This window comes from Kribbella sp. NPDC051770 (assembly GCF_040681455.1).
Taxonomy (GTDB): Bacteria; Actinomycetota; Actinomycetes; order Propionibacteriales; family Kribbellaceae; genus Kribbella.
In genome coordinates this window covers 181,078-203,457 of record NZ_JBFAYT010000002.1, presented here as the reverse complement: position 1 = coordinate 203,457, position 22,380 = coordinate 181,078, and the positions used below count along the sequence as shown (strand labels likewise).

The window sequence follows — 22,380 nt, the reverse complement described above, 5'->3', positions numbered from 1 at the left end:
GCCGGGCGGCCTGATCGTTTGCGCAATTCCCCTGAGCAGTGAGGAGAACCCCGATGAAGCTGTCCCGGCAGTTCGTCGCGATCGGCGCCTCGGCGCTGGCCGTCGGCGCGGCGCTGGTCGTCCCGCAGGTGTCCGGCTCGGGCGCCGACTCGCGCGCGGCGTCCGGCGCGGTGGCCACCGATTCGCGCGTCGCGTCCGGCCTTGCGGCCACCGACTCGCGCGCCGCGTCCGGCCTTGCGGCCACCGACTCCCGTGCCGCCTCGGCGTCCGGCAAGCACGACGACTTCGTGGTCGTCGGGCACCGCGGTGCGTCCGGCTACCGGCCGGAGCACACGCTGGCGTCGTACGAGCTGGCGGCGCGGATGGGCGCGGACTACATCGAGCCCGACCTGGTGACCACCAAGGACCACGTCCTGGTCACCCGGCACGAGCCCGAGATCGGCGGCACCACCGACGTCGCGCAGCACCCGGAGTTCACCAACCGGCGCAAGACGAAGATGCTCGACGGCGTCGCGCTGACCGGCTGGTTCACCGAGGACTTCACGCTGAAGGAGCTGAAGACCCTGCGCGCCACCGAGCGGATCCCGGCGATCCGCCAGCACAACACGGTCTTCAACGGGCGCTACCAGATCCCCACGCTGCAGGAGGTCATCGACCTCACCAAGCGGCTGTCCCGCGAGCTGAACCGCCCGATCGGGATCTACCCGGAGACCAAGCACCCGACGTACTTCCAGCAGCAGGGCCTCGCCCTCGAGCCGGAACTGGTCAAGGTCCTGAACCGCAACAACCTGAACCGCTCCGACGCCAAGGTCTACGTCCAGTCCTTCGAGGTCGCGAACCTGAAGTCCCTCGACAAGCAGCTCCGCGTCCCGCTCGTCCAGCTGACCAGCTCCGCGGGCGCGCCGTACGACTTCGTCGTCGCCGGCGACAAGCGCACCTACGCCGACGTCGTCTCCGCCCGCGGCCTCCGCGAGGTCGCCACCTACGCCGACGGCGTCGGCCCGTCCAAGGACCAGGTCATCCCCCTCGACGCCACCGGCAACCTGGGCCGACCCACCACCCTCGTCCAAGACGCCCACAAGGCCGGCCTCGTCGTCCACCCCTACACCTTCCGCGTCGAGAACTCCTTCCTCCCCACGAACCTCCGCAGCTCCACGGTCCCCAGCGACTCCGGCAACCTCTTCGCCGAAATCGCCACCTACCGCAAAACCGGCATCGACGGCCTCTTCTCCGACAACACCGACATCGCCGTCGCAGCAACCACGGAGTAACCACCGGCCTGGAGTGGGGCCCGGCGGACACCCACCACTCACTAACCCCCTCCGCACGGCCACCCAGCAGCGCCTCTGAGCGTGCGCCGCTCGGCTCGCGGGTGGTTGATCAGTGGTGCACGTCCGCAGGCCGCGCCGCGCAAGGCGGGTCGGCCGGAGCCGCGGGCTGCGGCGAGGCGGGTGCCCGGAGCCGCGAGGCGTGGCGGGCGTCTGGAGCCGCGAGGCGGGGCGATGTCCGAGGTGCCCGGAGCCGCGAGGCAGGCGGTGCCAGGCGCCCCGCGCTGCGAGGGCGAAGCAGCTGGCTCCTCGCCGCTCCACCACCCGCCAACGGCGCGCGGTGCGGCCCGACGGACACCCACCACTGACTAACCCCCTCCCGCCGCCGCAATCAGCGGCACTCCGAGCGTGCGCCGCCCGGGTGGCGGGTGGTTGATCAGTGGTGGGTGTCGCCCACACCAACGATGCCCGGCGGCCATCTGCCGGGACCGCCGCGTCCGGAGTCGCGGGCGAAGCGGGCGGGTGGCCGGAGCTGCCGGGTGGGGCCATTGGGCCGCGAGGCGGGCCGGGGTGGGCGGCCGTCGCCCACCACCCACCAACGGTGCTTGGCGGCCCATCTTCCGGACCGCCCACGCCTGCGGCCCGCCGACCGCAGAGGGTTGGTGGGTGGTGGAGCGCGGCGGGCGGACCTCCACCACTCACCAACCCCTTCCACACAGCCGACCAACAGCCGACCAGCAGTACCGCTGAGCGTGCACCTCTCGGCCCACTGCTGGTCGATCAGTGGTGGGTGACGTGCAGCGTGGTGCGCGAGGCGCGGAGCCGCGGGGCGACGCGGGGCGGGGCGGGGCGAGGCGGGACGGGCGGCTGGAGTCGGGAGGCGGGCCGGAGCGGCTGGAGCGCGCAGGGTGGGGCGGCCGGAGCCGCGGAGTGGGGCGGCCGGAGCCGCGCGGCGGGGCACGGTTGCCGGTGCTGCGGGTGTGCCGGGGCAGCTGGTTCTCGCCGTCGTCCAGCACCCACCAACGGGTGCTCGGCGCTCATTTGCAGGGTCGTTCGCGCCTGCGGCACGCCCGCGCGTGGGGGTTGGTGGGTGGTGGAGCGGGCAGCGGCGGACACCCACCACTCACTAACCCTCTCCTCACGGCCGTCCAGCGGCGCCTCTGAGCGTGCGCCGCTCGGCTGGCGGCAGGTTGATCAGTGGTGGGTGTCCGTCTCCGTGCCTGGGAGGATGGGGGCATGGAGCGGTTGGTGGGGTCCGGGACGGCGTCGGTGGAAGCCGTGGCGGACGGGACGTTTGTGGTGCGGGTGGACGGGTCGTTGCAGTCGCAGGTGGATCTGGCGGATCCTTCGCATCTTGCGTTCGAGTACATGCGGCGGATCGGGGACGTCGTCGATGTCGTGGCGGCGCGGAAGCAGCCGATCTCCGTGCTGCACGTGGGCGGCGCCGGGTTGTCGCTGGCGAGGTACGTCGCGGTGACGCGGCCGCGGTCGCGGCAGATTGTGCTGGAGCCGGACGAGGATCTGACCGAGTTCGTGCGGGAGGCGTTGCCGTTGCCGAAGCGGTCGGGGATCAAGGTGCGGCCGGAGACCGGGCGGGCCGGGATCACTGCGGTCTACGAGGACTCGGTGGATCTGCTGGTGGTGGACGCGTTTGTGAAGGAAGCGGTGCCGGAGAACTTGGTGACGCGCGAGTTCGCCGCCGAGTGTGCCCGCGTGCTGCGGCCGGGCGGTGTGTTGGTGCAGAACCTGATCGACGGCTCCGCAGGTCTGGGATTCGTACGACGAGTGGCAGCCACAGCAAGGGAAGCGTTCGGCGACGGCGTCGTGCTCGCCGAGAAGAAGGTGCTGCGCGGTAAAGCGTTCGGCAACGTCGTCCTCGTCGCCTCCCGGCAACCCGTCCCCGACCTGACCGCGGTCGGCCGCCGCGCCCAACCGCCGTACGACGTACTCCCGCTCAACGAGCTCGCCGGCAAGGCCGAGCCGCTGACCGACGGCGAAACCTTCGTCTCCCCAGCCGCACCGTCCGGAACTTTCAGCTAACTGGACAATGCAACGTCAACTTCAGCACCGAAGGGCCCGGGCGCCGATTACCCTGTGCCAGTGGCCGACGTCCGAATCTCCGCGCTGACCTACTACCCGGTGAAGGGGCTGGCCGGCGTCTCCGTCGACCAGGCCGAGATCGGCGCCACCGGCCTGCAGCACGACCGCAGCTTCATGCTCGTCGGCCCGGACGGCGCGTTCTACAGCCAGCGCAGTCTCCCCGCGATGGCGCCGCTGCGCGTCGAGGTGATCGACGGCGACGGCCTCCGCCTCTCCGACGGCACCTCACCGGACCTCGAGATCGAGGTCGCGTACGACGGGAAGCGCCGCGACGTCAGCCTGTTCGCCAAGTGGTTCGGCGCGGGCGTCGTCCAGGACCCGGCGGCCGACGCTTGGTTCACCGAGCGCCTCGGCAAGCCCGCCTCGTTGGTCCGCGTCACGCCGGAGCACGAGCGCCCGGGCTGGGGCGTGCACGCCGGGCAGACCGGCTTCGGCGACGCGCACGCACTGCTGATCACCTCGCTGGCGTCGCTCGACGAGCTGAACGCGCGGATCGTCGAGTCCGGCGGCGAGCCGATCCCGATGAACCGCTTCCGCCCGAACCTCGTGATCGCCGGCTGGACCGAGCCGCACACCGAGGACCAGGTGCTGCGCGCGACCGCCGGCGCGCTGGAGCTCGGGTACGCCGCCCGCGCGATCCGCTGCGCGGTGCCGACCGTCGACCAGGCGACCGGCCGCAAGAGCGGCCCGGAGCCGACGCGGACACTCGCCAAGTACCGGCGCGAACCGGCGTACGGCGGTGGGGTGAGCTTCGGCATGAAGGCGGCGGTGCTGACGCCGGGCGTGGTCGCGGTCGGCGACGCTTTCGACGTCGCGGAATGGCTGCCGGAAGGTCCCGATCCCGCACCCCTGACTCGGTAGCCTCGATCGCACCTGCTGACCCTGGGGAGTCATCGTGCGACGAATCGTGCTGCTGGGACTGGTGCTGGCCGGCCTGACCGCGCCCACGGCGGTTGCCGTGAGCAACCACTCCGCGGACGGGCGGGAGCTGACCGCCGCCCGGACACCGGGCCAGGCGTCGTACGACGTCCGCCTGACCGCGAACGCGACCGGCGTGACCTGGACCGGGCGGGAGAAGATCTCGTTCACCAACACCGGCGACAGCCCGCTGCGCGAGGTCTACCTGCGGCTCTGGGGCAACACCTGGGATGGCTGCAAGGCGCCGGTCAAGCTCAGCCGCTTCGAGGGCGGCACCGCGGCAGCGCCGACGGTGAACTGCACAGCGCAGAAGATCACACTGACGAAGCCCCTCCGGCCGGGCCAGCGTTCAGCCGTCGCCTTCGACCTCACGTTGACCGCGCCTCAACGCGCCGAGCGCTTCGGCCGCTCGGGCAAGTACAGCTTCTTCGGCAACGCGCTGCCGGTGCTCGCGGTCCGCGACCAGGCCGGCTGGCACCTCGAGCCCGACGTCGGCATCGGCGAGAGCTACTACACGCTCGCCGCCGACTTCACCGTCCGCCTCGACCACCCGGCCGGGCTGGCCGTGCCCGCGACCGGCACATCCACGACCTCGCGCGGTACGACGATCTCGAAAGCCAAGCAGGTCAGGGATTTCGCCTGGGCCGCCGGGCCCTTCAAACAAGCGACGACCAAGTCGCCGGGCGGCATCACCATCCGCACCGCCTGGACCGACGTCGTCACCGCCGCAGCGGTCAAGGACGCCCAGACCCGAGCGGCCGCGGCGATCGACGACTTCGGCCGCCGCTTCGGCACCTACCCGTACGGCGAGGTCGACCTGGTCCTGAACGACAACTGGGAGTCCTTCTACGGCATGGAGTACCCCGGTTTCGTGCTGCTGATCGCGCCGCCGAACGAGGAGGGCCCGGTCGTCCACGAGCTCGCCCACCAGTGGTTCTACGGCATCGTCGGCAACAACGAGTACGCCGATCCGTGGCTGGACGAGTCGTTCGCGGTCTACGCCAGCTACATCCACACCGGCGACAACCAGCCCGACTGCTGGCCCGGGCGGCTCGACCACCTGATCACCAGCGACATGGGCCACTGGAAGACGGTCCCCGGCTGGTCGGCGTACGTCTACTCGTACGGCGCGTGCATGCTGCACGACCTCGAGCGCACCCTGGGCACCAAGCCGATGGCGGCCATGCTCAAGGCGTACACGAAGGCCAACTGGTACGGCGTCGCGACGCCGCGGGCGTTCAAGGCTGCGGCCCAGGCGGCGACCACGAAGGACCTCACTCAGTTCTGGAAGGACCACGCGATCGGGTAGCCGGTGTGGTGTTCCCCGGAGCGAGGGGTTATCTTGATGTCGAGATAGATGTCTTGACGTCAAGATAATTGGAGTGCGCATGCGGCGGATCAAGGTGCAGAACCCGGTCGTCGAGCTCGACGGGGACGAGATGACCCGGATCATCTGGCGGTTCGTGAAGGAGCGGCTGATCCACCCGTACCTGGACGTGGACCTGGCCTACTACGACCTCGGGATCGAGCACCGGGACGCCACCGGCGACCAGGTGACGATCGACGCCGCCGAGGCGATCAAGCGGTACGGCGCCGGTGTGAAGTGCGCGACGATCACGCCGGACGAGGCGCGGGTGGCCGAGTTCGGGCTGCGCGAGATGTGGGCCTCGCCGAACGGGACGATCCGGAACCTGCTCGGCGGCGTGGTGTTCCGGGAGCCGATCATCATCCGGAACGTGCCGCGGCTGGTGCCGGGCTGGACCAAGCCGATCGTGATCGGCCGGCACGCGCACGGCGACCAGTACAAGGCGGCCAACTTCACCGTGCCCGGCGCGGGCGAGCTGACCATCACGTTCACGCCCGAGGACGGCTCGGAGCCGATCCAGCACGTGGTCGCGAACTACGGCCCCGACGGCGGGGTCGCGCTGGGCATGTACAACTTCCACAAGTCGATCGAGGACTTCGCCCGGGCGTCGTTCGCGTACGGGCTGCGGCGTGACTACCCGGTCTACCTGTCCACGAAGAACACCGTGCTCAAGGCGTACGACGGTGCCTTCAAGGACATCTTCGAAGCGGTCTACGAGAGCGAGTTCAAGGCCGAGTTCGAGCGCCGCGGGCTGACCTACCAGCACCGGCTGATCGACGACATGGTCGCGTCGTCGCTGCGCTGGGAGGGCGGGTACGTCTGGGCCTGCAAGAACTACGACGGCGACGTACAGTCCGACACGGTCGCGCAGGGGTTCGGCTCGCTCGGGCTGATGACGTCGGTGCTGATGACGCCCGACGGCAAGACCGTCGAGGCCGAGGCCGCGCACGGGACGGTCACCCGGCACTACCGCCGGCACCAGCGCGGCGAGCCGACCTCGACGAACCCGATCGCGTCGATCTTCGCCTGGACCGGCGGGCTCAAGCACCGCGGCGCGCTCGACGGTACGCCGGAGGTCAACGGCTTCGCCGAGACCCTTGAGCAGGTCTGCGTCCGCACGGTCGAGCAGGGCCAGATGACCAAGGACCTGGCCCGGCTGATCGGGCCCGACCAGGAGTGGCTGACCACCGAGCAGTTCCTGCAGGCGCTCGACGAGAACCTGCAGAAGGAGATCGCGCAGCGCTAAAGCAGCGTGATCAGGGTGTACAGCGCCGGGGCGCTGAACATCACCAGCAGCAGCCAGGCCACCATCCGGTGGCCTGGTTTGGCCCGGTCGAGCGACGAGGCGAACGCCAGTACGGCGCCCTCCTCGGTGTGCCGGCTCAGCCCCATCCGCTTGGCCTCACCAGGACGGTTGTCGGGCCGCTCGTCGGCCAGCGCGTCCGGTGGAATCCCGAACAGCGCAGGCCGGGCCGGTTCCAGATCGTCGCGCTCCCCGGACATCCGGCCTCCCACGGTTCGGTGGAAGCCTGAGCCGGCGGGTCAGATCGTTGCCGACTCAAGCACCTTGCCCCATGGTCTCACTTAGTCGAAGTCGACGACCCAGGCGACACGATTGGACTCTCCGATGCTGCCCAGGCAGAGCAGCGCGTCGCAGTACTTGTGACTGGCTCGGCCGACTCCCAGTTCGGTGAGCCCGCAGTTGAAGATCGTGCCGCCGCGCTCGGCTTTGAGCTTGTCGTACGCCGACTTGGCGCTCATGTCGTTGCCCCCCGCAGCGGCGTAGCTGTTCCCGCCGTCCGAGACCTGCCCGTTCCGCGCCCGGGTCTCGGCGTCGGAGCCGGCGCCGTCCGACAGCCCGTTGTTCCGGCGCAGGGGAGCGCAGCCGCGCTCCTGCCGGGCGTTGTCGACCAGGCTGAACAGTTCGACCTCTGCGGAGCTCATGTTGCCGTCGTCCTCGGGCTGCTCCGGCGTGCTCGGGTCGTCCGTGGGGGTCCGCGTCGGGGTCTTCGTCGGGCGCGGGTTCTCGGTCTCGTGGCTCGGCGGCGGCGCCGTGGTCGTCCCGGAGCTCGGCGGGTCCGTCGGGCCGCCCGTGGGCCCGTCCGTCGGCGCCCCGGTCGGCGTCACCGTCGGCCCGCCCCCCGGCGTACCGGGTGTCTCTCCCGGCGTCGGCGTCTCCCCAGGCGTCGGCGTCTGACCCGGCGTGGGCGGAGTCGACGGCGCGGCAGTCGGCGGCGCATCTGTCGTGTCCACCACAGGATCGGTCGAAGCCGTGATGTACGTGTCGTCGTCGCGGGTGACGTACGGGACGGACGCGTCGGCCTGGTCGCTCTGCGGCTGGTGCAGGAGGATCCAGGAGATCGGGGTGATCACCAGGATCACGGATGCGATGGCGATCAGCGGACGGCGGACCCGCGACGGTTGCGGGGCGGCCCTTCTGCTGCGCCGGCGCCGAGCGGTGGCTCCGGGCTCTGACATTACCTGCGTGTTCCCTTCACGGTCGCCCCCAAGACGTGCCTCATTCGTCTCACCGGGGCGCCTGTGAGGGGCGCCCAGTGAAGTGCAAGGACGGATCTACCCGCTGCGTTCGCCGGCCAAGCGGCCGGCGGCTGTTGCTGTTCGACAAACTGCACCCGCGCCACGGTGGGCCTGCCACAAAACATTGTCCTGACAAACTCGCCGACGCGTGTCGCGCTCGACAAGCGCCGGATCAGTTGCCGATCCGGCCGACGCCGGATCAGCTGCTGACCCGGCCGAAGTCCTGGACCCAGCTGCCCGGGCCCCACTGCTGCTTGACCTGGCCGTCGTCGTACCCGATGCCGATCCGGTTGAACTTGCAGTTCAGGATGTTGGCCCGGTGCCCGTCGCTGTTCATCCAGGCGGCGAACACGCGCTGCGCGGTGTCGTAGCCGGCGGCGATGTTCTCGCCCCAGCTGTTGCCGTGGAAGCCGGCGGCGGAGATCCGGTCGCCCGGGCCCTGGCCGTCGGGGTTGGTGTGGTCCATGTAGTGCCGGCGGACCATGTCGGACGCGTGCCGGCCGGCGGCCTCGACCAGGCTGTCGTCGAGCTGCAGGGGGCGGCAGCCCTGGTTGCGGCGCGCGGCGTTGGTCAGGTCGAGCACCTCGCGCTCGATCGAGCTGGTGCCACCACCGTCCGACGGGGGCGGCGGCGGGTCGTCCGGCGTCGACTGGGTCGTCGTCGGCGGCCGCGGGGTCTTGGTCGTCGTCTTGGTGACCGACGGCTTCGGCTTCAGCGTCTCGCCGGTCGCGGTCGGCTTACCGGTCGGGTCGACCGTCACCGTGACGACGCCGCCCGGGGTGCTGACGGTGCTGCCCGGCGTACCGGGGGTGCTCGACGTGGTGGTCGACTCCGCCGAGCCCAGCACCGGCGTACCGGTCGGGGCGATCGTGGTGGTGACGCCGTTCGGCAGGGTCTTGGTGACGGTGACCAGCGGCTTGCCGGGCTGGTCCGGTCCGGAGGTGTCGTCGACGGCGGCGGGGCCGGAGTTGTCCTCGGAGACGTTCAGGACCTTGGTCCCGTCGGCGACGTCCGAGCCGTCGCGGTGCGACATCAGGTAGACCACGGGTCCGATGGCCAGCAACACCGACAGGGCACTCACGACCGGGCCGATCAGGCCTCGGCTGCGTTTGCGCGCTGCTCTTCTGCTCCGGTGTCGCCCAGGGGTTGGCGAGTCCGTCATGGGTGGGCGAATCCTCTTCGTATCGTTCGTACCGAGTCCGTCGTTCCCCGCGGTGCAGTGCCAGGCCCCCCTGGTTACCGAACAGTGACCTTAACCGATCAGCAAGGCCACTGTTACAAGCGTTCGAACCTTCTTAACGCACCCTGTACTTTCTGCGTCAGCCACCGAAGTCCTGGACCCACGAACCGTTGCCCCAGTCGGGCTTGACCTGGCCGCTGTCGTAGCCGATGCCGATCATCGTGTAGCTGCAGTTGAGCATGTTCTTGCGGTGGCCCTCGCTGTTCATCCAGCCCTTCACCACCGCGGCCGCGGAGCTGTAGCCGACGGCGATGTTCTCGGCCATCGAGCCGCCCTTGAAGCCGGCCGACTTCATCCGGTCGAACGGGCTGCGGCCGTCCTGGCTGTTGTGGTCGAAGTAGTGGTTGTCGACCATGTCGGCGGCGTGGTCCTCGGCCGCGCGGGCCAGTGCGCTGTTCGTCCGCAGCGGTCCGCAACCGGCCTTCTGGCGCTCGCTGTTGGTGAGCTGCAGGACCTGCGTCTCCATCGAGCCGCCGGTCGGCGCCGGCTTCGTCGTGGTCGGCTTCGGGGTGCTGGTGTGGCTCGGCCGCGGCGACGGCTTGGTCGGCCGGGTGCTCGGCTTCGGCGTACGCGTGGTGCCGCGGCTCGGCGCGGTGGTCGACCGGGTCGGCGTCGGCGTCGCGCTGGGTGTCTTCGACGGCGTCTTGCTCGGCGTCGCGGAAGGCGAAGGGGTGGGCGTCGGGCTCGGCGGAGGCGTGAGCTCCTCGATGTCCGTGGGCGGGGTGTCGGTGACGACGGTCAGCGGCTCGTCCTGGCTGGTCGGGGCGGTTCCACCGTCGCGGGTGAAGTACCACCCGCCACCGGCGACCAGTCCGAGGACGACGAGTGCCGCGAGCACAGGTCCGGCGACTCCTCGTCGTTTCGCGCGCCGGCGACCTTGGTGATCCGGGAATTCGTCGTACTGAGTGTTGGACACCCGAGGCAACGTAGCGGAGATCGTCAGCGCCGACGAGCCCTTGTGACGAAGGACGTTCGGGCTCTTACAGACCTTTGACGTACTACCGTTCAGGCCTGGTCCACTATCTCGGGAGCGCGATCATGCACGTTGTCGTCGGAGCGGGCCCGGTCGGTACGGCGGTCGCGCGGCTGCTGCTCGACCGAGGCGAGCAGGTGAAGCTCGTGACCCGCCGGGGGAGCGGACCCGAACACCCAGCACTCACCAAGGTCGCCGCGGACGCCTCCGACCCGGCGGCGCTGAGCGCGATCGCCGACGGCGCGAGCACGTTACTGAGTTGTGGCGGTCCGCCTTACCCGCAATGGATCCCGGACTGGCCGAAGCTCGGTACGTCGCTGATCGCCGCGGCCGAGAAGACCGGCGCGCTGCTCGTCACCACCGGCAACCTCTACCCGTACGGCGCCCCCGACGGCCCGATGCGCGAGCAGGATCCCGACCGGCCGAACTCGACCAAAGGCGAGGTCCGCGCGAAGGTCTGGGCCGAAGCGCTCGCGGCGCATCGAGCCGGCCGAATCCGTACGGCGGAAGTCCGCGGCTCGGACTACCTGGGCGCGGGCGCGGTGTCGTTCTTCACCGTCGGCGTGCTGCCCGGCGTGCTCGAGGGCCGGCGGGTCGCCGTACCGGCGGACATCGACGCGGCGCACAGCTGGACCGCGGTCGACGACGTCGCGCGAACGCTGATCGCGGTCGCCGACGACGAGAACGCGTGGGGCCGGACGTGGTTGGTGCCGACCGCACCGCCGGTGTCGATCCGCGATCTCGCGGCGGACGCGGCCCGGATGGTGGGCTTGCCTGCGGCGCGCGTGACGGAGATGCCTGCGGCGGTGCTGTGGCTCGGCGGGCTGTTCAACCCACAGGCCAAGGAGATCCGCGAGCTGCAGTACCAGTTCCGCGAGCCGTTCGTCGTCGATTCGACGCAAGCCGAGGAGGCCTTCGGCCTGCGACCCACGCCGACCGAAGACGCTCTTCAGGCAACCATCGAGGCAGCACGCGGAGGCAACTAGCAGCGAGGCTGTGGACAACCCCCGCAGCTCGGATGCCGACGCTTGTACGCTCAGTGCAGAAGGAAGGAGCGCGCAGGCAGAGCGCACTCAGCAGCGGGCGATGACGATGTCGGCGACGACCTTCCAGCCCAGGCTGCGGTAGAGGCGCAGGCCGTCGATCGACGCGATCAGGATGCCGCGTTTGGCGCCCTGGGCTGCGGCGGTCTCGACCAGGGACGCCATCACGGCGCTGCCGAGGCCGCGGCGGCGGTGCTGGGGGTCGGTCTCGATCCGGTCGGCGACGGCGTCCTCGCCGACCACCGCCATCCGGCCGCTCGACACCACGCCGCCGTGCACGGTGGCCCGGCAGACGATCAGGTCGGACTCGAGCTCGGTGTGCAGCGCGTACCGGTCGTTGAGTTGCAGCGCCGGTTGCTCGGACAGCTGGATGGTCATCAGCCAGTCCTGTTCGCGCTGCACCTCCAGCCCGAGCTCCTCGAACTGGTCGACGCGGGCTTCCCGGTCGTCGGTGGCCAGCGTGATCCAGCCGGCCCCGCGACCACCGGGCGCGGCGAGCGCCAGCTCGGCCGCCCGTTCGACCCGCTCCGGTTTGTCGTCCGCGTCGAGCACGACGTACTCCATGGCGCGGTTGTCCTCACCCGCGCGCACGGTCAAGATCCCGTCGTTGTCGTCCTCGACCTTGGTCCAGCCCCGCGACACCGACCACCCCGCCTGCCAGCGGCGGACGAGCTCCTCACGATCTCTCACCTGTCGATTCAAGCAGCCCGAGCGCCGGACGGCGAGGGGAACGGTGTCGCCAGTCGAACAAATCCGCCTCACACTGTGGACGACTCGCTCATTCCGCGACGTTTTCCAAGAGTTTCCGGTAATCAGGATGTTCGGTCGCGAGCAGGTCGAAGGAGATCAGGTCGTCGTACGAACCGTCCCGTCGCGGGCTGGCCGCGCGTTGCAGCCCGGTCCGGACGAAACCGTTGACCTCGGCCACGTGCGCCGACGCGGCGTTCGGCGCCGCGGCGTACAGCACCAGCCGCCGTCGCCCGAGCCCGCCGTCGTCGAGCGGGGTGAACGCGTGCCGGACCGCCAGCCCGACCGCGGCCGACATCACCCCACGCCCACGCGCGTCAGGGTGCGCCCAGTAGCCGATCTCGCCGACCGTCGGGTCGATCCGCCCGCGCAGGTCGAACGCGCTGATGTTGCCGAGCAGCTCGTCGGTCTCCGGGTCGGCGATCGCCCACGAGACGCCGTCGCCGTCGGCGGCCCACGCGATCCGGCCCTCGATGAACGTGTGCGCGTCCTCCAACGTGTACGGCGAAGGCAGACCGGCCAACCACGTAGCCGTCCGCTCGTCGTTGCACGCGGCCATCACCCGCTCCGCGTCCTGAGGCCCGAGCGGGCGCAGCCGCACTCCGTTGCCCTCGACCACCGGGATCGGCCACCAGCGCCCCTGCGGTTCGAGCTCGTCGTCGCGGGTCACCGACGCGACCCACTCGTCCCGCCGTACGCCGCGCTGCAGGCCTTCCTGCGGCAGCGTCACCAGCGAGCGGAAACCTGCCTTCCATGCGACCCGGCGCGAACCCCAGTTGCCGACGTACGCGCGCCAGATCACCCGCTGCAACCCGAGCTGGTCGAAGGCGTGGCGGACCGCGAGCTTGACCGCGCGGGTCATCACGCCGTTGCCGCGGGCCCACGGCGAGACCGCGAACCCGATCTCGCCGACGCCGCCCTCGCGGTCGCGCAGGTCGACGGTGCCGGCGTACCGGCCGTCGTACTCGATCGCCCACGCGTACGACGATCCGTCGGCCCAGCCCGCCGGGATCTGCTCGGTCAGGTAACCGACCGCGTGCTCCTGCAGGTACGGCACCGGGATGGTCGTCCAGCGCTGCATCTCCGGGTCCTGGCAGGTCTCGTACGCCGGGCCGATGTCGGCCGTCGTATGGGCGCGCAACGTGACGAGGGAGTCGGTGAGCACCGGGACGTCGTCGGGGAATCGCATACCCGAAGCGTGACCCGCACGACGCCGGGCAGGCAACGCCATTTCGGTCCAGAAGCACGGAAACCAACACTTTCCCACTGCGCGCCGGCGGCGCAGACCGTAGTCTGTGCCTGTGAACGCTGCCGGAAACGCCGAACCGACCCGCGGCCGGGGCGGTCAGCTGGCTGCCCAGCGCCAGGCCACGATCGTTGCCGAGGTCAACAGCCGGGGCGCGGTCACGGTCGCCGAGCTGGTCGACCGGTTCGGCGTCTCGGACATGACGATCCGCCGCGACCTGGACGCGCTCGACTCCAGCGGCCTGCTGCACAAGGTGCACGGCGGCGCGACGTCGGTCGGGTTGCGCAGCGCGCACGAGCCCGGGTTCGACGCGAAGCTGACGCAGGAGTCGGGGGCCAAGCAAGCGATCGCCGCGGAGGCGGCCCGTCGCGTCCAGCCGGACAGCGCGATCGGCATCGGCGCCGGTACGACGACGTACGCGCTCGCCCGTCAGCTGCTGCGCGTGGAGAACCTGACCGTCGTGACGAACTCGGCGCGGATCGCCGACGTGTTCCACGGCAACGGCCGCTCGGACCGGACCGTCGTGCTGATCGGTGGCATCCGGACGCCGTCGGACGCGCTGGTCGGCCCGATCGCCACCGCCGCGCTGCAGTCGTTGCACCTGGACGTGCTGTTCCTCGGCGCCCACGGCGTCGACGCCGAGCACGGACTCAGTACGCCGAACCTGATGGAGGCCGAGACCAACCGGTCGTTCATCGCTGCCAGCCGCGAGGTCGTGCTGGTGGCCGACCACACCAAGTGGGGCACGGTCGGCCTGAGCACGTTCGCGACCTGGAACGACCTCGACGTCGTCGTCACCGACACCGGCCTCAGCCCGGCGGCCCGCAAGTCCATGCGGGACACCGGCTGCGAACTGGTGCTGGCCGGCGCCTAGAGCTTGGAGGCTCCCGGCGACGGGGTGGCGGCCAGCGAGGTCGGAGCGTGGAAGCCGTGCTCCTCGAAGGCCTTCTCGATCGCGGCGAAGGTCTCGTCCGCCTTGGCGGTCTCGACCAGCGCGATGATGCAGCCGCCGAAGCCACCGCCGGTCATCCGCGCACCGACAGCGCCCGCAGCCAGCGCGGTGTCGACGGCGACGTCCAGCTCGGGCACGGTGATCTCGAAGTCGTCCCGCAGCGACGCGTGTGACGCGGTGAACAGCGGTCCGACGTCGCGCAGCCGCCCGGCGTGCATCAACGCGACCGCCTGCTCGACGCGGTCGATCTCGGTCACGACGTGTCGCACCCGGCGCCGGTCCACATCGTCGGTCAGCTTCCCGAGTGCCTCGTCCAGGTCAGCCAGGCCGATCGACCGCAACGCCGGTACGCCGAGCGCCGCGGCCGCGTTCTCGCAGCTCTTGCGCCGGGCGGCGTACTCGCCGTCGACGTGCCGGTGCGGCGCCTTCACGTCGATCACCAGCAGCGTCAGCCCGTCGGCCTCGGGGTCGAACGGGATCTGCTCGGTCGACATCGCCCGGATGTCGAAGTACAGCGCGTGCCCGGCGGTGCAGCACATCGACGCCATCTGGTCCATCAGCCCGACCGGCGCCCCGACGTACTGGTTCTCCGCTTTCTGCGCGAGCCGCGCGAGCTCGGCCGGGTCGACCTCGATGCCGCGCAGGCCGAGCAGCGCGACGCCGGTCGCGCAGAGCAGCGCGGCCGACGACGACAGCCCGGCACCGGTCGGGAGGTCGGAGTCGAAGAGCAGGTTGGCGCCGCCGATCTCGTAGCCGGCCTCGCGCAGCACCCAGGCCATGCCCGCCGGGTACGTCGCCCAGTCGCCGACCGATCCCGGCGCGAGCGAGTCGAGCGCGAACTCGGTCACCCCCTTCTGCCCGTTCGACGAGACCGCGACGACGCCGTCCTCGCGCGCGGACGCGGTCACCGAGATCTGGTTCGGGAGCGCGATCGGCAGCACCAGGCCGTCGTTGTAGTCGGTGTGCTCACCGATCAGGTTCACCCGGCCGGGCGCCCGCCAGGCGCCGTCGGGCGTGCCACCGAAGACCTCTGCGAAGCTGCTCATGCGCCGACCTTACGGAGGGTCTCGGCCACATCCTCCGGACGGGTGTCGGAGATGAAGGCGCCCATCCCGGACTCCGAGCCGGCCAGGTACTTGATCTTGTCCGCGGCCCGGCGGATCGACAGCAGTTCCAGGTGCAGGTAGCCGAGCTCGCGGTCGACCCGGACCGGAGCGGCGTGCCAGGCGGCGATGTAGGGCAGGCGGTCGTCGTACAGGCCGTCGAAGCGGCGCAGGACGTCGAGGTAGAGCTGGACGAAGTCGTCGCGCTCGGTCTCGGTCAGCTCGCTGATGTCGGCGACCTGGCGGTGCGGGTAGAGGTGCACCTCGACGGGCCAGCGGGCGGCCTCGGGGACGAAGGCGGTCCAGGTGCCGTTCTCGGCGACGACCCGGGTGCCCTCCTTGCGCTCGGCGGCCAGGATGTCGGCGAACAGGTTGCCGCCGGTGGTGTCGAAGTGCTCGCGGGCGCGGGCCATCAGCGTCCGGATCCGCGGTGGCAGGAACGGGTAGGCGTAGATCTGCCCGTGCGGGTGGCTCAGGGTGACGCCGATCTCACGGCCCCGGTTCTCGAACGGGAAGACGTACTCGACGTCGTCGCGGGCGCTCAGCTCGGCGACCCGGTCGGCCCAGGCCTCGACGACCAGGCGGGCCTGGCCGGGCGACAGGTCGGTGAACGACTTGTCGTGGTCGCTGGTGAAGCAGACCACCTCGGTCCGGCCGGGGCCGGCGAACGACGGGAACCGGTTCGCGAAGACGGCCACGTTGTAGTCGTGGTCGGGGATCTCGGTCGGGTTGTCCGGCGTACTGGCGTCCAGCGGGCACTGGTCGGCCGGCGGCAGGTAGGTCCGGGTGTTGCGGTGGGTGGCGAAGGTGATCACGTCGCCGGTCAGCGGATCGGTCCGCAGCTCGACCTGCGGCGCCGGTGCGGCCAGGTCGCGGGTGTCGGCCAGCGGCACCCGGGCGGGGGCGTCGGCGGGGTCGTAGTAGATCAGGTCCCGGCCGTCGGACAGCTTGGTGTCAGTGCGGCGCGCGCCACGCATCGTCATACGAATCATCATAAACCAACAGAATTGAACATGCATCGTGAGACCCGGCGCCGCTACTCTTGATCGATGGACGTCGCCCTACTCCCGCGTCCTCTCCTGTCTGCCCGGAGAGGACGCTAGGAACTCCCAGCCCATGAACGAGACCCTGCTCAACATCGTTTTGATCTTCGTCTTCGTGCTGATCGGTGGCGTCTTCGCCGCCGCCGAGATGGCCCTGGTCTCCCTGCGGGAGAGCCAGCTCAAGTCGATCGCCACCCGAGGCCGCCGCGGCGAGACCGTCGCCCGGGTGGCGCAGAACCCGAACCGCTTCCTGTCCGCCGTGCAGATCGGCGTCACCCTGATGGGCTTCCTGTCCGCCGCCTTCGGTGGCGCGACCCTGGCCGACGGGCTGTCGCCGCACCTGCAGGACATCGGCCTGCCGGAGTCCGTCGCGGACACCGTCGCGCTGGTCCTGATCACGGTGGCCATCTCCTACGTGTCGATCGTGATCGGGGAGCTGGCGGCCAAACGGCTCGCGCTGCAGCGCGCCGAGACGTTCGCGCTCGGCCTGGCCCCGCTGGTCGACCGGATCGCCTCGGCCGTCCGGCCGGTGATCTGGCTGCTGTCGAAGTCGACCGACCTGGTCGTCCGCGCCCTCGGCGGCGACCCGAACGCCAACCGTGAGGTGATGACCGACGAGGAGTTGCGTGACCTCGTGTCGGGGCACGAGTCGCTCGGCGAGGAGGAGCGCCGGATCGTCGACGACGTCTTCGAGGCCGGCGGCCGGCAGTTGCGCGAGCTGATGCTGCCGCGCACCGAGGTGGACTTCGTCGACGCCGAGATGCCGGCGTACAAGGCGGTCAAGTTCGCCGCCGAACGGCCGCACTCGCGCTACCCGGTGATGAACGGCTCGGCCGACGACATCGTCGGGTTCGTGCACGTGCGCGACCTGTTCGACCCGGCGGTCGCGTCCCGGTCGGTCCGGGTCGGCGATCTCGCGCGCGACGTGCTGATGCTGCCGGACACCGCGAAGCTGCTGCCGACGCTGACCGAGATGCGCCGCCGCTCGACGCACCTGGCGATCGTGCTCGACGAGTACGGCGGCACCGCCGGCATCGTCACGCTCGAGGACCTGGTCGAGGAGCTGATCGGTGACATCAAGGACGAGTACGACGAGGAGGCGGGCGAGACCACCCGCCTGCGCAGCGGTGACGTCGAGGTCGACGGCCTGCTGAACCTCGACGACTTCGCCGACGAGACCGGGGTCGAGCTGCCGGACGGCCCGTACGAGACGGTCGCCGGCTTCCTCGCCGCCCAGCTCGGCCGGGTGCCCGCGGTCGGCGACGAGGGTTCGGTCGACGGCTACAACATCACCGTCACCGAGATGGACGGCCGCCGGGTCGCTCGCGTCCGCGTGCACCGGGTCGCCGTCGAGGACGCCGGCTAGACGAGGGCGGGGGCTGGTGCCTTCTGCTCCAGGACGTTGCTCCTGGCCAGGACCACCAGCCCTCCCACGGTGAAGCCGAGACCCTGGAAGATCAGCACCGGGATGATGCCGACGACCTCGCCGAGCACGCCGGAGGCAACGATCCCGACCAGCACGGCCAGACCCTCGGCGGCGAACAGTGCGCCGAAGACGCGGCCGCGCGAGGCGTCGTCGGTGAGCCGCTGCACCACCGTCATCGACGCGGCGACCACGAACGCGCCGGGCAGGCCGACCGCGATCATCAGCACGTACGCGGGCGTCAATCCCTTGTAGAACAAGGGGTAGCAGAACAGCGCCAGGTCGATCAGCCCGAACAGCACCGCGCCGATGCCCCAGAGTTTCGCCGCCGCGAAGCGTGCGCCGACCGCCGCGGCGACCAGCCCGCCGGCGATCCCGCCGACCGCCTGCGCCGACACGATCAACCCGTACGCCGTACCGTCGCCGCCCAGCTCGGCGCTCACGAACGGCGCGAACAGCGTGCTCATCGCGCCCTCGCCGACGCCGGTGACCAGGCCGAAGACGAACACGATCCGCATCGCCTTGCTGCTCAGGCAGATCCGCAGCCCGTCGACCCACTCGGCCTTCAGCCGCTGCACCGCGCCCGACGTCCGCTCCCGGACGACGGCGACCGCCCGGTGCTTCACGCCGATCAGCAAGCCCATGGCCAGCAGGTAGGTCGCCGCATCGACCGCTGCGAGCAGCGGCATCCCGCCGGCAGCCGCCAGTACGCCGCCGAGCGCTGCGCCGGTCAGCCGGGCGATGTCGTTGCTCTGGCTGTTCAACGCGTTGGCGGTGACCAGCTGCTGCTGGTCGACCAGGTGGGGGACCAGCGACTGCTCAGCGGGCCGGAAGAACTGCTGCAGACAGCTCTGCGCGAGCACGATCACGTAGATCACCCAGAGGCCGCTCTCGTCCTTGACGAGGAGCAAGGGGAGTAGCACGAGCGCGTGCAGCAGGTTGACCACGATCATCGTGCGCCGGCGGTCCCAGCGGTCGACGAACACTCCCGCCAGCGAGCCCAGCACGACCAGTGGCACGAACGACGCCAGCAGCAGCCCGCCGGACGCCAGGGTCGAGCCGGTGAGCGTGTACACGTGGAAGGCGAGGCCGGTCCGCAGTACCCAGTCGCCGGTGAGGGAGATGAGTCCGGCGCTCAGCACGAGCCGGTAGTCCCGGCGGCGGGCCAGAACTGCCCACAGGTTTCTCATGCGTCCTCCTCGGTCGCCGGGGACTCCTCCGGGAGCACGCTGACGATGCGGGTGATGTCGATCAATCGGCTGCCGGGCGGCCGGGTGGACTTGTCGTCGATCGGCCGCTCGTCGACGTACCGCTGGATCAGCGCGGCCACCTGTTCCTCCAGCTCGGCCAGCTCGTCGCCGGTGAGGTAGACGGAGCTGTGCCCGATGCCGGAGTTCTCGACGAGCACCTCCGCCTCCTGCGGCCGCCGCTGTTGCCAGTCGACCAGGTTGCTCACTGCGCGCTCGGCGATCAGCTGCTCCAGTACGTCGGCAGCTGCCGCACCTTCCGTCGTGAGCCGCGCGCCGCGCCACGTCTGCGAGGTGGAGACGAGTCGCCACGGGCGCTCGCGGTTGTCCTTGCCCTGGGCGGGCTCGACGAAGTCGTACTTCGCCAGCTGCCGGAGGTGGTGCGAGGCGAGCGCCTGGCTGATCCCCAGCTTCCGGGCCGCGTCCGCTGCGGTCAGCGGGCCTTCGCGGCCGAGCAGCGCCTGCAGGTCGAGGCGCACCGGGTGGGCCATCGCGCGGATGGCGAGGGGGTCGTCCAGCAACCTGCGGCGGCGCGGGTCCTGCTCGGATTCCAAAGACATGCTTGGAATATGCGGCAGGTTTCGGCGGATGTCAAGCTGTTGCTTGGAATAGCCCTACGGCTTCTTCGGGTTCTTGCCCTTCGACTTGCCCTGACCGGGCTTGCCGGGTTTGCCCGGCTTGGTGTGCCCGGGCGGCTCGGGCGGTCGCGGCGCGACCACCGTGGGTCTGCCGGTGGTGCTCGCTTTCCGCTCGGTGGTGATCGTCGTCGTGCTCACGGTCGGCCTGGTTGTCGGCGGCACGGTCGGGGTGGTCCGCGGGGTCGAGGGCGGCGTGAGGTAGGTCGTCTCGGGAAGCCGCTGGTCGCGGTGGTCCAGTACGACGGCCGTCCCGACCCCGGCGAGGACGGCGAGCGCGGCGCCGGCACCGATCAGCCGCCGCCGCGACCACCTGGCCGACTCGCGCAGCCGGCTCGCCGCGACGGCGGATCCGTCGTCAGTCCGCCTCCCGGTCGACCTGTCTTCCGCGCGGTTACTCCCCACCGCGGGGACCGCCCCCGAACCGCCGGTCCGCCGGGCCGCGCCGCCGGTCTGCCGGGCCGAACCGCCGGTCAGTCGGGCCGCCCCGCCGGTCAGTCGGGCCGAACCGTCGGTCAGCCGGGCCGTCACGCCGGACAGCGAGGTCGCGGTGGCGGCGACCTCGCCGGCGGTCGGCCGGTCGGCGGGGTCCTTCGCCAGCATGCTCAGCAGCAGTTCCTCGAACGGCCCGGCCAGCTGCGGCCGCAGGTCGCTCGGCGGGGTGGGCTCGGTCGTGACGTGCTGGTACATCACGCTCGCGGGCTGGTCGCCCTGGAACGGCGGGTGTCCGGTCACCAACTGGTACAGCACGCAGCCGAGCGCGTACACGTCCGACGCCTTGCCCGCCGGAAGACCCTGTGCGCGCTCCGGCGCCAGGTAGTGGATCGACCCGAGGATCTGCCCGGTCGCGGTCAGCGTCGTCGTGGTGTCGGTGAGGAACCGCGCGATCCCGAAGTCACTGACCTTGACCGTTCCGTCGGCCGTGATCAACAGGTTCTGCGGCTTCACGTCCCGGTGCACGATGTCGTTGCGGTGCGCGGCGGCCAGCCCGGCCGCACTCTGCCGGATCACGGCGAGCGCACGATCGGCCCCGAACGGGCCCCGCAACCGCAGCTCCACCGCGACGGTCCGCCCTTCGACGAGCTCCATCGCCAGGAAGAACCCGTCCTCGTACGGGCCGAAGTCGAACGCCGCGACCACGTGCGGATCGGACAACGCCGCTGCCGCCCGGGCCTCCCGGTGGAACCGCTCGGCCATCTCCGGCTCGCGCCGCGCGGGCAGCAGCAACTTGAGCGCGACCTCCCGCCCGAGCAACTCGTCGGTCGCCCGGAACACCTCACCCATGCCACCGCGCCCGAGCGGATCCCCCACCCGGTAGCGCCCCGCCACCACCTCACCCGGCCTCATCCGCGCCCAGGTACCCACCGACCGGCCCGCGTAGTCAGCCCCCGCCCGGCGAAGCGTGGCCATCGGGCCGCGCCCGCTCGCCCTCGCGCCCGCTCGCCCTCGCGCCCGCTCACCCTCGCGCCCGCTCACCCTCGCGCCCGCTCGCCCCGGCTCGCGCCGCCCCGCCCTCGCGCCCGCCCCGCCCTCGCGCCGCCCCGCCCGCTCGCTCTCGCGCCCCGCTCGCGCCGCCCCGCCCGCGCTCAGTCCAGCGGGTACGCCGTCGGCGCGTCCGCCCGGTCGCGCAGCCAGTCCAGCGCAGACTCCGCGTGCCGCAGGATCGAGATGTGGCTGTCCGCGCCGTATTGGTCGAGCTCGGCGCACGGAATGTGTGTCGCCAGCCAGTCGCCGTGCGCGGGCGGGATGATCCGGTCGATCCCGCCGTGCAGCAGCAGCGCCGGCGCGGTGATGTCGGTCGGGTCGCACTCCCACGGCAGCAGGTACGACACGTCGTCGTCGATCGCGCCGTACGGTCCCGCGGTCAGCGCCGCCGGTCCCGCGACCTCGCCGAGCCACGACCACGGCCCGTCGAAGAGCGCCAGGTCGACAGCAGCGAACTCCGGGTCGTAGTCGTCCCCGTCGACCGCAGCCCGCGCCTCGCGCCCGCTCCGCGCGGCCTGCAGCGCGGTGACCCCCGACGGGATCATCCCGCCGAACCAGTCCAGCCCCGGTACGCCGTACGGCGCGATCCCGGCCAGGCTCACGACCGCCTGGACCCGCTCACCGAGCACCGCCGCGCACCCCAGCGCGTACGAACCGCCCCCGGAGTACCCCATCGTCGCGAACCGCCCGAGCCCGAGCGCGTCCGCGACCGCTTCGACGTCGTGCGCCACCGACCGCATCGTGCGGCCCGGTGCGACCGTCGACCCGCCGTACCCGGGCCGGTCGAACGAGACCCAGCGCAGCCCCAGCCACTCCGACGCCTCGAGCAGCGGCACCGGCGGGACGCCGAGGTTGGGGGTGCCGTGGTGCCAGACCACCGGGACCCGGCGCTCGTCGCCCGGGTGCGTGTCGTACACCCGCAGCACCCGTCCGCCGGGCAGTCGCAACTCGCTCCGTTCCATCACCGCACGTCCGTTCCTCTCGGGTCCTCTTCGGACGGTACGTCGCGATCGTGCCCGCCGGCTCGACATTTCGGCTCTGGCTGCCCGAAGA

The 22,380-nt window shown here is 71.1% G+C and carries 20 protein-coding genes; 8 read left to right on the top strand and 12 right to left on the bottom strand.

What is annotated here, in order from left to right:
• The first annotated feature begins 53 nt into the window (after positions 1-53).
• From AB0M01_RS07570 to AB0M01_RS07550, 5 genes are all read left to right on the top strand, one after another.
• On the top strand, positions 54-1,271 hold the full coding sequence (locus AB0M01_RS07570) for a glycerophosphodiester phosphodiesterase (RefSeq protein WP_363666602.1): 1,218 nt from the start codon (positions 54-56) through the stop codon (positions 1,269-1,271).
• A 1,233-nt stretch (positions 1,272-2,504) separates the two neighbouring features.
• Positions 2,505-3,308 carry a fused MFS/spermidine synthase gene (locus AB0M01_RS07565; RefSeq protein ID WP_363666600.1) on the top strand — a complete coding sequence of 268 codons (804 nt, stop codon included), beginning with the start codon at positions 2,505-2,507 and terminating at the stop codon, positions 3,306-3,308.
• A gap of 60 nt (positions 3,309-3,368) precedes the next feature.
• A complete protein-coding gene (locus AB0M01_RS07560) occupies positions 3,369-4,229 on the top strand; it encodes an MOSC N-terminal beta barrel domain-containing protein (RefSeq protein ID WP_363666596.1) in 861 nt (286 codons plus the stop codon).
• Between the two features lie 34 nt (positions 4,230-4,263).
• A complete protein-coding gene (locus tag AB0M01_RS07555) occupies positions 4,264-5,595 on the top strand; it encodes a M1 family metallopeptidase (protein WP_363666594.1) in 1,332 nt (443 codons plus the stop codon).
• Positions 5,596-5,674: 79 nt separating this feature from the next.
• Positions 5,675-6,898 (top strand): NADP-dependent isocitrate dehydrogenase, encoded by a 1,224-nt coding sequence (locus tag AB0M01_RS07550; RefSeq protein WP_363666592.1) that lies wholly within the window; start codon positions 5,675-5,677, stop codon positions 6,896-6,898.
• On the opposite strand, the gene AB0M01_RS07545 is transcribed toward AB0M01_RS07550, so the two are convergent.
• The 4 genes from AB0M01_RS07545 to AB0M01_RS07530 form a co-directional block, all read right to left on the bottom strand.
• Positions 6,895-7,155: a hypothetical protein gene (locus AB0M01_RS07545; protein WP_363666590.1), complete on the bottom strand. Its 261-nt coding sequence runs from the start codon at positions 7,153-7,155 to the stop codon at positions 6,895-6,897. The genes AB0M01_RS07550 and AB0M01_RS07545 overlap by 4 nt on opposite strands.
• An 81-nt stretch (positions 7,156-7,236) precedes the next feature.
• Complete coding sequence (locus tag AB0M01_RS07540) at positions 7,237-8,034, bottom strand: hypothetical protein (RefSeq protein WP_363666588.1); 798 nt, start codon at positions 8,032-8,034, stop codon at positions 7,237-7,239.
• Between the two features lie 355 nt (positions 8,035-8,389).
• Positions 8,390-9,271: a CAP domain-containing protein gene (locus AB0M01_RS07535; RefSeq protein ID WP_363666586.1), complete on the bottom strand. Its 882-nt coding sequence runs from the start codon at positions 9,269-9,271 to the stop codon at positions 8,390-8,392.
• A 238-nt stretch (positions 9,272-9,509) separates the two neighbouring features.
• Positions 9,510-10,346 (bottom strand): CAP domain-containing protein, encoded by an 837-nt coding sequence (locus AB0M01_RS07530; protein WP_363666584.1) that lies wholly within the window; start codon positions 10,344-10,346, stop codon positions 9,510-9,512.
• Positions 10,347-10,468: 122 nt separating this feature from the next.
• Between AB0M01_RS07530 and AB0M01_RS07525 the strand changes: the two genes are divergently transcribed.
• Positions 10,469-11,389, top strand: coding sequence for an NAD-dependent epimerase/dehydratase family protein (locus AB0M01_RS07525; protein WP_363666582.1), 921 nt, complete (start codon positions 10,469-10,471; stop codon positions 11,387-11,389).
• 87 nt (positions 11,390-11,476) lie between these two features.
• Here AB0M01_RS07525 and AB0M01_RS07520 read toward each other — a convergent pair whose 3' ends face one another.
• Together AB0M01_RS07520 and AB0M01_RS07515 are read right to left on the bottom strand one after the other, a co-directional pair.
• Positions 11,477-12,136 (bottom strand): GNAT family N-acetyltransferase, encoded by a 660-nt coding sequence (locus AB0M01_RS07520; RefSeq protein ID WP_363666580.1) that lies wholly within the window; start codon positions 12,134-12,136, stop codon positions 11,477-11,479.
• Positions 12,137-12,224: 88 nt separating this feature from the next.
• Positions 12,225-13,382: a GNAT family N-acetyltransferase gene (locus AB0M01_RS07515; RefSeq protein WP_363666578.1), complete on the bottom strand. Its 1,158-nt coding sequence runs from the start codon at positions 13,380-13,382 to the stop codon at positions 12,225-12,227.
• 112 nt (positions 13,383-13,494) lie between these two features.
• Here AB0M01_RS07515 and AB0M01_RS07510 point away from each other — a divergent pair, with 112 nt between their 5' ends.
• A complete protein-coding gene (locus AB0M01_RS07510; protein ID WP_363666576.1) occupies positions 13,495-14,313 on the top strand; it encodes a DeoR/GlpR family DNA-binding transcription regulator in 819 nt (272 codons plus the stop codon).
• On the opposite strand, the gene galK is transcribed toward AB0M01_RS07510, so the two are convergent.
• Both galK and galT read right to left on the bottom strand, forming a co-directional pair.
• Complete coding sequence (gene galK, locus AB0M01_RS07505; RefSeq protein ID WP_363666574.1) at positions 14,310-15,437, bottom strand: galactokinase; 1,128 nt, start codon at positions 15,435-15,437, stop codon at positions 14,310-14,312. The two genes, AB0M01_RS07510 and galK, sit on opposite strands and share 4 nt — an antisense overlap.
• The gene (galT, locus tag AB0M01_RS07500; RefSeq protein ID WP_363666572.1) at positions 15,434-16,477 is read right to left on the bottom strand and encodes a galactose-1-phosphate uridylyltransferase; all 1,044 of its coding nucleotides are present in this window, start codon (positions 16,475-16,477) and stop codon (positions 15,434-15,436) included. The genes galK and galT overlap by 4 nt, the downstream gene beginning before the upstream one ends.
• A gap of 133 nt (positions 16,478-16,610) precedes the next feature.
• Here galT and AB0M01_RS07495 point away from each other — a divergent pair, with 133 nt between their 5' ends.
• On the top strand, positions 16,611-17,903 hold the full coding sequence (locus AB0M01_RS07495; protein WP_363666570.1) for a hemolysin family protein: 1,293 nt from the start codon (positions 16,611-16,613) through the stop codon (positions 17,901-17,903).
• Here the strand turns inward: AB0M01_RS07495 and AB0M01_RS07490 are convergent.
• The 4 genes from AB0M01_RS07490 to AB0M01_RS07475 form a co-directional block, all read right to left on the bottom strand.
• The gene (locus tag AB0M01_RS07490) at positions 17,900-19,150 is read right to left on the bottom strand and encodes an MFS transporter (protein WP_363666568.1); all 1,251 of its coding nucleotides are present in this window, start codon (positions 19,148-19,150) and stop codon (positions 17,900-17,902) included. The two genes, AB0M01_RS07495 and AB0M01_RS07490, sit on opposite strands and share 4 nt — an antisense overlap.
• A complete protein-coding gene (locus AB0M01_RS07485) occupies positions 19,147-19,767 on the bottom strand; it encodes a helix-turn-helix domain-containing protein (RefSeq protein ID WP_363666566.1) in 621 nt (206 codons plus the stop codon). The genes AB0M01_RS07490 and AB0M01_RS07485 overlap by 4 nt, the downstream gene beginning before the upstream one ends.
• A gap of 54 nt (positions 19,768-19,821) precedes the next feature.
• Positions 19,822-21,189 carry a serine/threonine-protein kinase gene (locus AB0M01_RS07480; protein ID WP_363666564.1) on the bottom strand — a complete coding sequence of 456 codons (1,368 nt, stop codon included), beginning with the start codon at positions 21,187-21,189 and terminating at the stop codon, positions 19,822-19,824.
• A gap of 239 nt (positions 21,190-21,428) precedes the next feature.
• On the bottom strand, positions 21,429-22,289 hold the full coding sequence (locus tag AB0M01_RS07475) for an alpha/beta hydrolase (RefSeq protein WP_363666562.1): 861 nt from the start codon (positions 22,287-22,289) through the stop codon (positions 21,429-21,431).
• Positions 22,290-22,380: the final 91 nt, after the last annotated feature.